Below are 12,361 nucleotides of genomic sequence, written 5' to 3'. Positions count from 1 at the left end.
CTACGAAGCCTAAAAAGGCCGTCAGCACAAGCTTGTGCCGACGGTGGTCTGCCCGGCATCATATCGGCTTCTTCCTACGGACGCGGCCATTCCAGCCCGCCTCGGGCGATGGCCAAACGGAGCATCGCGCTTGAACGAGAACATCCTGTGGTTGCACGAACTGCGTCTGGCCGACCTGGCCCGCGTAGGCGGCAAGAATTCGTCGCTGGGCGAGATGATCGGCAACCTTGCCGGTCTGGGCGTGTCGGTGCCGGGCGGTTATGCCACCACCGCTGAAGCCTTCAAGGACTTCATCGCGCACAACGACCTGTCCAAGCGCATCTTCGACAAGCTGGCCACGCTGGACGTCGAGGACGTCAACGCGCTGACCGCCGCGGGCAAGGAAATCCGCACCTGGGTGATCGATGCCCCGCTGCAGCCGCAGCTGGACCAGGACATCCGCACGGCCTACGCCCAGCTGAGCGCCGACAACGGCGGCGGCGACGTGGCCGTGGCCGTGCGCTCGTCGGCCACCGCCGAGGATCTGCCGGATGCGTCCTTCGCCGGCCAGCAGGAAACCTTCCTCAACGTCACCGGCGCCGACGATGTCGTGCACAAGGTCAAGGAAGTGTTCGCCTCGCTGTACAACGACCGCGCCATCGCCTATCGCGTGCACCACGGCTTCAAGCATGAAGACGTGTTCCTGTCGGCCGGCGTGCAGCTGATGGTGCGTTCCGGCGTCGGTTCCTCCGGCGTGCTGTTCACCCTGGACACCGAGTCCGGCTTCCGCGACGTGGTGTTCGTCACCTCTTCGTTCGGCCTGGGCGAGATGGTCGTGCAGGGCGCGGTCAACCCGGACGAGTACTACGTCTACAAGCCCACCCTGCAGGCCGGCAAGCCGGCGATCCTGCGCCGCTCGCTCGGCAGCAAGGCGATCCGCATGGTGTATTCGGATGTCCCCGGCGAGCGCGTCAGGATCGAGGACACCCCGGCCGAACTGCGCAACACCTTCTCGATCAGCGACGAGGACGTGCAGGAACTGTCCAAGCAGGCCCTGGTCATCGAAAAGCACTACGGCCGCCCGATGGACATCGAGTGGGCCAAGGACGGTGTCAGCGGCAAGCTGTTCATCGTGCAGGCGCGCCCGGAAACGGTGAAGTCGCGCAGCCACGCGACCCAGATCGAGCGCTTCGCGCTGACCGAGAAGGGCGGCAACGTGCTGGCCGAGGGCCGCGCCGTCGGCGCCAAGATCGGTTCGGGCGTGGCCCGCGTGGTCAAGACGCTGGACGACATGAACCGCGTGCAGCCGGGCGACGTGCTGATCGCCGACATGACCGACCCCGACTGGGAGCCGGTGATGAAGCGCGCCTCGGCCATCGTCACCAACCGCGGTGGCCGCACCTGCCACGCCGCGATCATCGCGCGCGAGCTGGGCGTGCCGGCCGTGGTCGGTTCGGGCAACGCGACCAAGGTCATCGAAGATGGCCAGCTGGTCACCGTCAGCTGCGCTGAAGGTGATACCGGCTTCATCTACGAAGGCAAGCTCGGCTTCGAACGCACCACCACCGATCTGGGCAACATGCCACCGGCACCGCTGAAGATCATGATGAACGTGGCCAACCCGGAACGTGCCTTCGACTTCGGCCAGCTGCCGAACGCCGGCATCGGCCTGGCCCGCCTGGAAATGATCATCGCCAGCCACATCGGCATCCACCCGAACGCGCTGCTGGAGTACGACCGCCAGGACGCGGCGACCAAGAAGAAGATCGACGAGAAGATCGCCGGCTACGGTGATCCGGTCAGCTTCTACGTAGACCGCCTGGCCGAAGGCATCGCCACCCTCACCGCTTCGGTCGCACCGAACGCCGTGATCGTGCGCCTGTCGGACTTCAAGTCCAACGAGTACGCCAACCTGATCGGCGGCAGCAACTACGAGCCGCACGAAGAGAACCCGATGATCGGCTTCCGCGGCGCCAGCCGTTACGTCGACCCGAGCTTCTCGGCCGCCTTCGCGCTGGAGTGCAAGGCCGTGCTGCGCGTGCGCAACGAAATGGGCCTGGACAACCTGTGGGTCATGATTCCGTTCGTGCGCACCCTGGAAGAAGGCCGCAAGGTCATCGAGGTACTGGAACAGAACGGCCTGAAGCAGGGCGAGAACGGCCTGAAGATCATCATGATGTGCGAAGTGCCGTCCAACGCACTGCTCGCCGATGAGTTCCTGGAGATCTTCGACGGCTTCTCGATCGGCTCCAACGACCTGACCCAGCTCAGCCTGGGCCTGGACCGCGATTCGTCGATCGTCGCGCACCTGTTCGACGAACGTAACCCGGCAGTGAAGAAGCTGCTGTCGATGGCGATCAAGTCGGCACGTGCCAAGGGCAAGTACGTCGGCATCTGCGGCCAGGGCCCGTCCGATCATCCGGATCTGGCCGAATGGCTGATGCAGGAAGGCATCGAGTCGGTGTCGCTGAACCCGGACACCGTGGTCGATACCTGGCTGCGCCTGGCCAAGCTGAAGGCCAACGGCTGATGCCCTGAAGGCCGCAGGCTGACGTCGTGTTCATCGGCGTCGGCCCATACTGCTGCTGCACGCAAGCCCCGCCTCTGCGGGGCTTCGTGTTTCTGGCGTCCACGCACGCCCTGCCCCGCGCAGACTTCCCCCGCAGCAAAGGACTTCCGCATGATCGCCGCAGCAGCGCCCGCCCCCGCCGCAACGCCCTGGTTCCATTCGCTCGACTGGGAGCGCCTGCTGGAGACCTACGGTGTACCGTTGCTGGCCGCCATCGTCGTGCTGCTGGTCGGCATGTGGGTGGCACGACGCCTGTCCAATGCGATGCCGCGCGCCACCGCGCGGATGGGCGTGGACCCGATGCTGGGCAGCTTCCTGCGCAACGTGGTGTACGCCGCATCGCTGGTGATCGTGGTGGTGCTGGCGATCGGCACGCTGGGCGTGCAGATCACCCCGCTGCTGGCCGTACTCGGCACCGCTGGCCTGGCCGTGGGTCTGGCACTGAAGGACTCGCTGTCCAACATCGCATCGGGCGTGATGCTGGTGACGCTACGCCCGTTCCGGGTCGGCGATGTGGTGACCGTGGCCGGGCAGACCGGCACCGTGCGCGAAGTGCGCATCTTCCAGACCGTCATCACCGGCGCGGACAACCAGCACACCACCATTCCCAACACGCTGATCACCGCGGCACCGATCATCAACCTCACTGCCGAACCGACCCGCCGCGTCGAGCTGGTGATCGGCATCGGCTACGAAGACAACATCCAGCTGGCGCGCGACACCGCGCTGGCACTGATGAAGGCCGATCCGCGCGTGCTGCAGACGCCGGTACCGGACGTGGTGGTGTACGAGCTGGGCGCGCACGCCATCAACCTGGGCATCCGCTGCTACGTGAAGTCGGCCGACTGGTTCGGCACCAAGGTCACGCTGCTGGAACAGCTCAAGCTGGGCTTCGACAAGGCTGGCATCAACATTCCGTACCCGCAGCAGGACATGCACCTGTACCTGCATGGCAAGGATGGCGGCGTGGTCGAGGCCGATGCATTGGTGCGCGACAAGCCCTGACGCACGACGGTAGTGCCGGCCGCTGGCCGGCATCACCACAGGCAGCACCGGGAATGCCGGCCAGCCGCCGGCACTACCAGGAACCGCGCAGACCGGCCATCGGCGTCAGGCCTCGACGGCCGCTTCCAGCGCCGGGTAATCAGTAAACCCGACCGCACCACCGCCGAAGAACGTCGCCCGGTCCGGTGGGTTCAATTCGGCACCCGCGCGCAGGCGCTCGGGCAGATCCGGATTGGCGATGAACGGCCGGCCGAAGCCGATCAGGTCGGCCCAGCCCTCAGACAGCGCCTGCTCGGCGCGCTCGGTGGTGTACTTGCCGGCATAGATCAGCGTGCCCGGGTAGACCATGCGCAGCGCCTGCTTGAACGCGACCGGCATCAGCGGCGCATCATCCCAGTCGGCCTCGGCGATGTGCAGGTAGCCCACGCCAAGTTCGCCCAGCAGGTGCGCGGCCGCCAGGTAAGTCGCCTGCGGCGTATCGTCCACCGCGCCCTGCAGCGTGGTCAGCGGCGCCAGGCGCACGCCGACGCGCTCACCACCGGCCACCGCCACCACCGCCTGCACCACCTCGCGCAGGAAGCGCAGCCGGTTCTGCAATGCACCGCCGTAGCCGTCGGTGCGCTGGTTGGCCTGCGAGTCGATGAACTGGTTGATCAGGTAGCCATTGGCGCCGTGCAGTTCGACGCCATCAAAGCCGGCAGCGAGGGCATTGCGGGTGGCCTGCGCGTAGTCGGCGATGATGCCCGGAATCTCATCCTCGGCCAGTGCACGTGGCATCGAGTGCTGGATCATTTCGCCCACGCCCGCCTCCGGGCCTGCGCCGGTCGGGTCGACGAACACCTTCACGCCTTCGGCCAGCAACGCCGAGGAAGACACCGGCGCCACGCCCCCGGGCTGCAGGGCCACGTGCGAAACCCGGCCGACGTGCCACAGCTGCGCGTAGATGCGACCACCGGCCGCATGCACGGCATCAGTCACCTGGCGCCAGCCCTGCACCTGCTCATCGCTGTGGATGCCGGGCGTCCAGGCATAGCCCTGGCCCTGCGGGCTGATCTGGGTACCTTCACTGACGATCAGGCCGGCGCTGGCACGCTGCGCGTAGTAAGACGCCATCTCCGCCGTGGCGACGTTGCCATCTGCCGCACGCGAGCGGGTCATCGGCGGCATCACGATGCGGTTGGGCAGGGTCAGGGCGCCCAGGCGGTGGGGGGTGAACAGCATGGCGGCAATCTCTTGCGGGGGGAGTACCGGCAAGGATGGGGATGGAGCCCGCAGCACAACAGGCGCATCGTGGCAAAACAGTTGTGCCCGGCAGGCAAGGATGGCCTGGCCTGGGGTCGGATCCCTTTGCGACGCAAAGGGCTCTGCCCCCCCGAGCCGGTTACAGCGTCGGCTCGATCAACACGCCACCGTGCGCCACCCGGTCGTAGCAGGCGCGCACCACGTCTTCGCCGTACTTGCGCTCCAGCCGGCGCACGATGAAGTGGCCGCGCGCCATGTCCTGGTAGTAATCGGTGAACATGGTGTTGAGCGTTGCACCGGCTGCCGCACCCACGATCGGCACCGCCTGTGCGGCGAACTTTTCGGTGACCACCACGCCGAAACGGGCAGCCACCTTCTCCACCATCTTCGCCAGCAGCTTGCCGGCTTCCTTCGGCGCAACGCCCAGGGTCAGGTCGCGCCCCGTCACCACGCGCCCGGCCAGTTCGGCCGACAGGTGCCGCATCACGTCGGTGGTGAAGCCGCGGGCCAGGTAGTAACCGGTCTCGCTGGCGTCATCGCGCGGCGAGTTGCCGCCCAGCGCGAACACCTCCAGGCAGGCCTGGCGGGTACTGAACTCGGACAGGTCAAAGCCCTCGCTGCGGGCCACGTCGGCCACCGCGCGCATCATGATGGTGGTCGACACGGGCAACTCGATGAACAGGGCGGCGAAGCCAAAGGCCCCGCCAACCGCACCCGAGGTCGCCGCTGCCAGCTTGTGCCAGCGCGTGGAGGCGCCCTTGCCGGGGCTGTTGTCCATGCTCCACAGCGCCGCCTGCGCCGACTTGGACAGCGCCGCCTGCACCGCGCCATGGATACGGCCGGAGACCGCCTTGGGCAGCGCCTTCACCGCGAATTCCAGCGGCGTGCCGACCAGGTTGGCCATGCGCGCGGTCAGGGTCGGGGCTTCCAGCAGGGTTACCGCCCGCTGCAGGTCGGACCAGTCGCGGGCATCGTGGGCGATGTCGCGGGGGAGCAGGATGGGCTCGTTCATGGCGCCGATCTTAGCGCCAGGGAGTTGAACGGAGGGTAGTGCCGGCCGCTGGCCGGCAACCTGATACACGTCACGAAGGCCGCTGAATTGCCGGCCAGCGGCCGGCACTACCAGTTCGCGTGTCACCCGGTAGCGCCGGGCCATGCCCGGTGGCGTCGTTCAAGCAGTCGGCAGGCCCGACAGTGCGCCCATGAACTGGCGGTAGTGGCGCAGTTCGGCGATCGAGTCGTGCACATCGCTCAGCGCGGTGTGATTGCTGTTCTTGCCGACCCCGGCGGCCACGGTCGGCGCCCAGCGCTTGGCCAGTTCCTTCACCGTGGACACGTCCAGGTTGCGGTAATGGAAGTACTTCTCCAGGCGCGGCATCTGGCGATGCAGGAAGCGGCGGTCCTGGCAGATGGAGTTGCCGCACATCGGCGACAGGCCAGCCGGAATCCACTGTGCCAGGAAGTTCACCGTCTGCGCCTCGGCCTGGCCAAGCGTGGTGGTGCTGTCCACCACACGCTGCCACAGGCCCGAACGGCGGTGCTGGTTGCGGTTCCACTCATCCATCGCCTCCAGGGTTTCCACCGGGTGATGAATGGCGAACTCCGGCCCTTCGGCCAGCACATTGAGCTGGGCATCGGTGACCACGGTGGCAATCTCGATGATCGAATCGTTATCGGTATCCAGCCCGGTCATTTCCAGGTCGATCCAGATCAGTCGTTCGTTGGCCGCGCCGTTGTCCGCCATTGTGTCGCCTCGTTGCTGGGCAGGCGCGCGGCCTACCGGATAGGGAAAGAGGCGCCCATCATACCCGTTCGCCGTTCAGCCCTCGTCGGCGTGGTCTTCCAGCAGCAGCGGCGGCTTGCCCCGCTTGGCACGGAAATAATTGGTCAGGCGCGTGCTGGCTTCCTTGGCCAGGACGCCGCCATGGATCTCGACGCGGTGATTGTGGCGGGCGTCGCCGAGCAGATCGAACACGCTGCCACACGCCCCGGTCTTGGGGTCGCTGGCCCCGTAGACCAGGCGCGAGACACGCGCATGCACGATCGCCATCGCGCACATCGCACAAGGCTCCAGGGTCACGTACAGGGTGCTGCCAAGCAGCCGGTGATTGGCCAGCAGCCTGCCCCCCGCCCGCATGGCCACGATCTCGGCGTGCGCGCTGGGATCGTGCGAGGCGATGTTGAGATTCCAGCCTTCGCCCAGCAGCTGGCCATCGGCGCCGACCAGCACCGCCCCGACCGGAATCTCGTCGAACTCGCGCTGCGCGCGTTCGGCCAGCGCCAGTGCATGGCGCATCCAGTGCTCATCGGCGTCGTGCACCGGTACACCCAGGGTGTCGGTCATGGCGGTTCTCGCGTCGTTGCTGGGCCAGGATGGCCGCCGGGGCGATAGTGTACGCCCCGGCTCGTGCAGGCGTCGCTAACGCGCGTCGAAGCGATCGCGGGCCGCATCCAGTGCGGGGAAGTTGTGCTCGGCCCAACGGTCCAGCGCAGCCAGCGTATCGACCAGGCTGCGCGCGACCTCGGTCAGCCGGTACTCCACGTGCAGCGGCTTGCTGCCCCGGTCGCAGCGCTCGACCAGGCCGTTGCGCTCCAGTTGCCGCAGGGTCTGGGTCAGTACTTTCTGCGAGAGGCCTTCGATCTTCCGCAGCAGCGCGCCATTGCGCATCGGTCCCTGTGCCAAGGCAGGCAACAGCAGCATCACCCACTTGCCGGAGATCAGCGCCAACGCATCGCGCGCCGAGCAGTCCGCCGCATAGACATCGCCGGGAAAGGGCATGGTTACCTCAAGGTGCGTAATTGCCGGGGTGCGCCGGCCTCGCGAGGATGGTCGCACACTCCATCACGCCCTTTCCGCATGCATGCCCTGATCCTGCTGGCCCATCCCGAACCGCGCTCGTTCAATGCCCACCTGGCTGCCCAGGCAACCGAGCAGCTGCAACATGAAGGCCTGCAGGTGGACATGATCGACCTGTACGCGGATGCGTTCGACCCGCTGGAAGCGGCCCGTCACCATCCGCAGCGCCTGCAGCCCGGCCCCTTCGATGCGCAGCGCGAGCAGCGCCACAGCGCCGAACAGGGACAGCTGCCGGCCGAGGTGCAGCACCACCTGCACCTGCTGCAGGCCACCGATCTGCTGATCCTGCAGTTTCCGCTGTGGTGGTTCGCGGCGCCGGCCATGCTGAAGGGCTGGCTGGACCGCGTGCTGGTCTACGGACCGATCTACAACAGCCGGCAGCGCCACGAGCACGGCGTGATGCGCGGCAAGCGAGCGTTGCTGAGCGTCACCACCGGCTCATCGGCGCGGGCATGCGCGGTGGACGGCCGCGAGGGCGACACCCGGCTGCTGCTGTGGCCGTTGATGTACAGCCTGCGCTACGTTGGCTTCGAGGTGATGGAGCCGCATGTGGTGCATGGCGTGCGTTCCGGGCTCCCACCCGAACGCGTGCAGGCGCACGATGCCGCGCTGGAGGCCGCCACCGGCAACTACCGCGAACGGCTGGCGCACTGGCAACAATGGCCGAGCGTGCCGTTCAATGACAGCGATGACTTCGAGGACGGCGTGGTGCTTCGTGCGGACGCAACCGCGTTCAGCCCCTTCATCCGCCATCGCAACGGTGAATGAATCCACGCCTGCAGCCATTGCCCGGAATCTGCATACTGCACATTCTTCCGAAGCACCTTGGTGACCCATGACCACCCTGCGCCCCTCGCGCGCCGACGACGGCGCCGCCCTCGTCGACCTGTGGCGTCGCGCCGTCGACGCCACCCACGACTTCCTCAGCGCCGAAGACCGCCAGGCCATCGATGCCGAAGTGGCCGGCTTCCTGCCGCAGGCACCGATGACCGTCGCCGCTGATGCACAGGACCGCCCGCTGGGCTTCATGCTGATCGACGGCAGCCACATGGAAGCACTGTTCATCGACCCGGACGTGCGTGGCACCGGCATCGGCCGGCAGCTGCTGCAGCATGCACTGGCCCTGCATCCGCAGCTGAGCACCGACGTCAACGCGCAGAACGCGCAGGCCGTGGGTTTCTACCGGCGCATGGGCTTTGTCGAAACCGGACGCTCACCTGTGGATTCACAGGGCCGCCCGTATCCGTTGATCCATCTGCGGCACAACGGCTGACATTCTCCAGCAGCCGCCCCATGCTAGCGTGGCCGCTTCGAATCGAGGAATGCCGTGCATGGATGGTGCAAAAGCCCTGTTGACCCTGTTCGCGCTGGGCATCAGCCTGGTCTGGATCCTGGTGCCGTTCGCCATCTTCGCCGTGCGCAACCTGTTGCGCGAGGTGCTGGTCGAGCAGCGCCGCACCAACGAACTGCTCGAGCATATCGGCGGCTACCGCATTCCCAGGCCGCAACCCGAACCGACCGCCTGGCGCGCGCCCTGAGCAGGAGCGCGCCAGGCCCGGCTCAGGAGGTGGCCTCGAATGCCGGTGAGTACTGCACCTCGCCCTGCGCCATCGGTGGGCGCAGGCAGAGGGCCTGGAAGTACTCCGCGGGCACGCCCGGCAGTATCAGGCCTGGTTCGGCGCGGAAACCGAAGCGTCCGTAATAGCCCGGTTCGCCCAGCAGCACGCAGCCCCGTGCTCCTTGCTGGCGCAGGGCTTCAAGCGCGGCATGCATCAACGCCGCACCGATGCCCTGCCCTTGCCATCCAGGCAATACCGAGATCGGACCGAGGCCGAACCAGCCGCTGCTGCCATCGCTGACCGCCACCGGCGAAATCGCGACATGGCCAACCCGCTCGCCATCGACCTCTGCCACCAGCGAAACCGCCAGCTCGCCGCGCGCGCGCAGTGCATCGACGATGAAGTGTTCGGTGTGGCTGCTGTGCTCGGCGGTAGCGAAGGCTGCGGCTGTCAGCGCATGGATGGCGGCGATGTCGGCCGCGGCTTCATTGCGGAGGGTGTAGTTCAAGGGGCACCTCGATCGATGCGGCGCACCCGGGCAGCGGGTACGCGGTGAGGGAAAAGGATTGCCATGGCGTGCATCAGCGATTGTCCAGCTGCGGGCGCACCGCAACCAGTCCGGCGCGGTTGATGCGGTAGGGACGACCGTCATGCGAACTGATCAGGCGCTTGTTCTTCAGCTTCTTGAAGACGGCCAGCGTGCAATCGCTCAGCAACAGGCCTTCACGATTGAAGCATTCAACGCTGCGGACACGGCCGGAGCCGTCGCGGCTGAAGGCAATGCAGCCGCCCTGGGCGAGAACGTGCAACGTCCTCTGCTCCGCTCGGGAGATATTCATGGGAAAAGAGATCCTGCGTAATCGGAAATGCGGACGACACGGGCTGCCAGCGGCACCCGGCCAGGGGAACACGCATTCGATAACCACTCCCGGCAGACACACGGGAAGGGTTATCCGATGACGGCAATCTCCAACATGAAAAACCACACTCGGCAGGCGCCTGCGTGCTGCAGGCACGCGCACGTTACCCAGCCGCCTGCGGCGGGTCAACCTCGGCACCAACGCGATTGGGCGATAATTTATCTTTCATCCGCAGGAGCCGACGATGGTCTGGGCAGCATCGGCGCGCATCCGCCAGCACCCACTGGACCTCAACGTAAAGCTCGCCGACATCGCCATCCGCGGCGACTGTAGCCGGTGGACGCGGCACACACGTCGATGGCGCTGCTCAGCGTACGCGAGGGGTGCTAGCCGAAGGGGAGGCACAGATGGCACCGATGCAACCCGGGCACCACCGGTCAAACGCTGATTCTTGGCCATGGGCACTGATTACTGCTGCGGTGCAGCAGTACAATGGGCGGCTCCCCGTCCCCATCGCGCCCCCGCATGAGCCCCAACTCTTCCCTGGCTGCGCGGCTGACGCCCCGTCAGCGCACCCTGATCATTCTCGCCCTGTCATTGGGCGGCTTCGCCATCGGCACCAGCGAGTTCGCCAGCATGGGCCTGATGCTGGAGATCAGCCGGGGCCTGTCGATCTCTGAAACCCAGGTCGGTCACCTGATCAGCGCCTACGCCATCGGCGTGGTGGTCGGTGCGCCGATCCTGGCGTTCGTCGGCGCCAGTTTCCCGCGCCGCAAGCTGTTGTTGGCGCTGATGGGCTTCTATGCCGTCGGCAACCTGGCCAGCGCGCTGGCGCCGAACTACGCCACCATGCTGCTGGCGCGCTTCGTCGCCGGCCTGCCGCATGGCGCCTACTTCGGCGTGGCGATGCTGGTGGCTGCGGCGATCAGCCCCGCCGGCCAGCGTGGCCAGGCGATGTCGCGCGTGCTGCTCGGCCTGTCGATCGCGATCCTGGTCGGCAATCCGCTGACCACCTGGCTGGGCCAGCAGCTGAGCTGGCGCACCGCCTTCGCCCTGGTCAGCCTGCTGGCCATCGCCACCGTGGTGATGATCGCGCGCTTCCTGCTGCCCGATCCGGACGAGGTGCGTACCTCGCCGATGCGCGAACTGCGCGCCTTCAACACCACCCAGGTGTGGCTGGCGCTGGCGATCGGTGCGGTCGGTTTCGCCGGTATGTTCTGTGTGTTCACCTACCTGGCACCGACCCTGGTGCAGGTCACCGGCGTGGCCGAATCGTGGATGCCGCTGGCGGTGGGCGTGTTCGGCATCGGCGCGATCATCGGCAACATCGCCGGTGGCTGGCTGGTGGACAAGTTCCACTTCAAGGCCGCCGCCGTGGTGTTGCTGTGGTCGATCGTGATGCTGTTGCTGTATCCGCTGGCGGCACAGTCGGTGTGGACGATCGGCCCGATGATCATCACTGTCGGCACCATGGGCGCGCTGGCGGCGGTGCTGCAGACCCGCCTGATGGACGTGGCCGGCGAAGCACAGACGCTTGCCGCCGCTTCCAACCATGCCGCGTTCAATACCGCCAATGCCCTGGGCCCCTGGCTGGGCGGCATGGCGATCAGCGCCGGCTTCAGCCCGGCCAGCACCGGCTACGTCGGCGCCGCCACCGCCCTCGGCGGCCTGCTGCTGTGGGGTGTGGCGGTGATGCTGGACAGGAAGCGCAAGCACGCCGTCGCCGGCAGCCACTGAGCATCGCGCCGGGTCGTCAGTCGCTGCCGTTGCGGCGGCGGCGGCCCGGTCGCAGCAACGCACCATCGCCGGCTGCCAGCGTGGGCCGTGCCAGTTCGCCACGCTGTACGCGGTCCAGTACCCGCCGTGAATTGGCCGCGCAATCAATGCCGTCCGGCCGCGCCTGGATATCCTCGATCAAGGCCAGCAGGTGCGCCCGGCTCTGCGCAAGGCGCAGTTGCAGCGCCTCGATATCGGCCACTTTCCGCCGCAGCATCGTGATCAGCGCATCGTGCTGCCACTGGCCCATGTCCGGCGGCAGCAGCGCACGGATCTCTTCCAGGCTGAAGCCGGCGCGCTGCGCGCCGATGATCAGCTCCAGCAGCAGTACCGCCTGCTCCGGGTAGTCGCGGTAGCCGTTGGCCTGGCGCTGCACCACCAGCAGCCCGGCATCCTCGTAGAAGCGGATGCGCGACGCGGCCAGTCCCGTCCGCCGCGCCAGTTCACCGATCTTCATGGGCCTGAATCCTCGACATCGGCATCGGTTGACCTTCAATCAAACTTGAAGGTTAGC

14 protein-coding genes are annotated in these 12,361 nt (G+C 66.9%); 6 read left to right on the top strand and 8 right to left on the bottom strand.

Annotation, left to right across the window (positions count from 1 at the left end):
* Nucleotides 1-130 precede the first annotated feature (130 nt).
* Nucleotides 131-2,509 (top strand): phosphoenolpyruvate synthase, encoded by a 2,379-nt coding sequence (gene ppsA / locus N5C18_RS19455; protein ID WP_008267432.1) that lies wholly within the window; start codon nt 131-133, stop codon nt 2,507-2,509.
* Between the two features lie 150 nt (nt 2,510-2,659).
* Nucleotides 2,660-3,553, top strand: coding sequence for a mechanosensitive ion channel domain-containing protein (locus tag N5C18_RS19450; protein WP_271261889.1), 894 nt, complete (start codon nt 2,660-2,662; stop codon nt 3,551-3,553).
* Nucleotides 3,554-3,658: 105 nt separating this feature from the next.
* Here N5C18_RS19450 and N5C18_RS19445 read toward each other — a convergent pair whose 3' ends face one another.
* The 5 genes from N5C18_RS19445 to N5C18_RS19425 form a co-directional block, all read right to left on the bottom strand.
* The gene (locus tag N5C18_RS19445) at nt 3,659-4,774 is read right to left on the bottom strand and encodes an alkene reductase (protein ID WP_279945446.1); all 1,116 of its coding nucleotides are present in this window, start codon (nt 4,772-4,774) and stop codon (nt 3,659-3,661) included.
* 160 nt (nt 4,775-4,934) lie between these two features.
* Nucleotides 4,935-5,807, bottom strand: a complete 873-nt coding sequence (locus N5C18_RS19440; RefSeq protein ID WP_053450146.1) for an EcsC family protein — start codon at nt 5,805-5,807, stop codon at nt 4,935-4,937.
* A 159-nt stretch (nt 5,808-5,966) separates the two neighbouring features.
* Nucleotides 5,967-6,539 carry an oligoribonuclease gene (orn, locus tag N5C18_RS19435; RefSeq protein ID WP_008268480.1) on the bottom strand — a complete coding sequence of 191 codons (573 nt, stop codon included), beginning with the start codon at nt 6,537-6,539 and terminating at the stop codon, nt 5,967-5,969.
* Nucleotides 6,540-6,614: 75 nt separating this feature from the next.
* Nucleotides 6,615-7,139, bottom strand: coding sequence for a tRNA adenosine(34) deaminase TadA (tadA, locus tag N5C18_RS19430; RefSeq protein WP_133935005.1), 525 nt, complete (start codon nt 7,137-7,139; stop codon nt 6,615-6,617).
* Nucleotides 7,140-7,214: 75 nt separating this feature from the next.
* Nucleotides 7,215-7,574 (bottom strand): helix-turn-helix domain-containing protein, encoded by a 360-nt coding sequence (locus N5C18_RS19425; protein WP_053510287.1) that lies wholly within the window; start codon nt 7,572-7,574, stop codon nt 7,215-7,217.
* A gap of 78 nt (nt 7,575-7,652) precedes the next feature.
* Here N5C18_RS19425 and N5C18_RS19420 point away from each other — a divergent pair, with 78 nt between their 5' ends.
* The 3 genes from N5C18_RS19420 (at nt 7,653) to N5C18_RS19410 (ending at nt 9,190) form a co-directional block, all read left to right on the top strand.
* A complete protein-coding gene (locus N5C18_RS19420; protein ID WP_053510289.1) occupies nt 7,653-8,420 on the top strand; it encodes an NAD(P)H-dependent oxidoreductase in 768 nt (255 codons plus the stop codon).
* 67 nt (nt 8,421-8,487) lie between these two features.
* Nucleotides 8,488-8,925 carry an acetyltransferase gene (locus N5C18_RS19415; protein ID WP_053510291.1) on the top strand — a complete coding sequence of 146 codons (438 nt, stop codon included), beginning with the start codon at nt 8,488-8,490 and terminating at the stop codon, nt 8,923-8,925.
* 58 nt (nt 8,926-8,983) lie between these two features.
* The gene (locus tag N5C18_RS19410) at nt 8,984-9,190 is read left to right on the top strand and encodes a hypothetical protein (RefSeq protein ID WP_006452125.1); all 207 of its coding nucleotides are present in this window, start codon (nt 8,984-8,986) and stop codon (nt 9,188-9,190) included.
* Between the two features lie 22 nt (nt 9,191-9,212).
* Here the strand turns inward: N5C18_RS19410 and N5C18_RS19405 are convergent, their stop codons facing one another.
* Together N5C18_RS19405 and N5C18_RS19400 are read right to left on the bottom strand one after the other, a co-directional pair.
* Nucleotides 9,213-9,719 (bottom strand): N-acetyltransferase, encoded by a 507-nt coding sequence (locus N5C18_RS19405; protein ID WP_053510293.1) that lies wholly within the window; start codon nt 9,717-9,719, stop codon nt 9,213-9,215.
* 73 nt (nt 9,720-9,792) lie between these two features.
* Entirely contained in the window at nt 9,793-10,050 is a 258-nt protein-coding gene (locus tag N5C18_RS19400; protein ID WP_040007459.1) for a YjhX family toxin, read from the bottom strand.
* 546 nt (nt 10,051-10,596) lie between these two features.
* Between N5C18_RS19400 and N5C18_RS19395 the strand changes: the two genes are divergently transcribed.
* On the top strand, nt 10,597-11,808 hold the full coding sequence (locus N5C18_RS19395) for an MFS transporter (RefSeq protein ID WP_053450152.1): 1,212 nt from the start codon (nt 10,597-10,599) through the stop codon (nt 11,806-11,808).
* Nucleotides 11,809-11,824: 16 nt separating this feature from the next.
* On the opposite strand, the gene N5C18_RS19390 is transcribed toward N5C18_RS19395, so the two are convergent.
* Nucleotides 11,825-12,304, bottom strand: a complete 480-nt coding sequence (locus N5C18_RS19390; protein WP_164241865.1) for a MerR family transcriptional regulator — start codon at nt 12,302-12,304, stop codon at nt 11,825-11,827.
* Nucleotides 12,305-12,361: the final 57 nt, after the last annotated feature.

Origin of the sequence: Stenotrophomonas sp. GD03930, assembly GCF_029839665.1 — a bacterium.
Lineage (GTDB): Bacteria > Pseudomonadota > Gammaproteobacteria > Xanthomonadales > Xanthomonadaceae > Stenotrophomonas > Stenotrophomonas forensis.
This window is presented reverse-complemented; position numbering and strand designations above follow the sequence as displayed.

Coding starts and splice junctions, on each gene's coding strand:
- N5C18_RS19450 (WP_271261889.1), top strand. CDS start 2,660: ATGATCGCCGCAGCAGCGCCCGCCCCCGCCGCAACGCCCTGGTTCCAT.
- N5C18_RS19420 (WP_053510289.1), top strand. CDS start 7,653: ATGCATGCCCTGATCCTGCTGGCCCATCCCGAACCGCGCTCGTTCAAT.
- N5C18_RS19425 (WP_053510287.1), bottom strand. CDS start 7,574: ATGCCCTTTCCCGGCGATGTCTATGCGGCGGACTGCTCGGCGCGCGAT.
- N5C18_RS19440 (WP_053450146.1), bottom strand. CDS start 5,807: ATGAACGAGCCCATCCTGCTCCCCCGCGACATCGCCCACGATGCCCGC.
- N5C18_RS19415 (WP_053510291.1), top strand. CDS start 8,488: ATGACCACCCTGCGCCCCTCGCGCGCCGACGACGGCGCCGCCCTCGTC.
- tadA (WP_133935005.1), bottom strand. CDS start 7,139: ATGACCGACACCCTGGGTGTACCGGTGCACGACGCCGATGAGCACTGG.
- N5C18_RS19445 (WP_279945446.1), bottom strand. CDS start 4,774: ATGCTGTTCACCCCCCACCGCCTGGGCGCCCTGACCCTGCCCAACCGC.
- orn (WP_008268480.1), bottom strand. CDS start 6,539: ATGGCGGACAACGGCGCGGCCAACGAACGACTGATCTGGATCGACCTG.
- N5C18_RS19390 (WP_164241865.1), bottom strand. CDS start 12,304: ATGAAGATCGGTGAACTGGCGCGGCGGACGGGACTGGCCGCGTCGCGC.
- N5C18_RS19395 (WP_053450152.1), top strand. CDS start 10,597: ATGAGCCCCAACTCTTCCCTGGCTGCGCGGCTGACGCCCCGTCAGCGC.
- N5C18_RS19410 (WP_006452125.1), top strand. CDS start 8,984: ATGGATGGTGCAAAAGCCCTGTTGACCCTGTTCGCGCTGGGCATCAGC.
- N5C18_RS19400 (WP_040007459.1), bottom strand. CDS start 10,050: ATGAATATCTCCCGAGCGGAGCAGAGGACGTTGCACGTTCTCGCCCAG.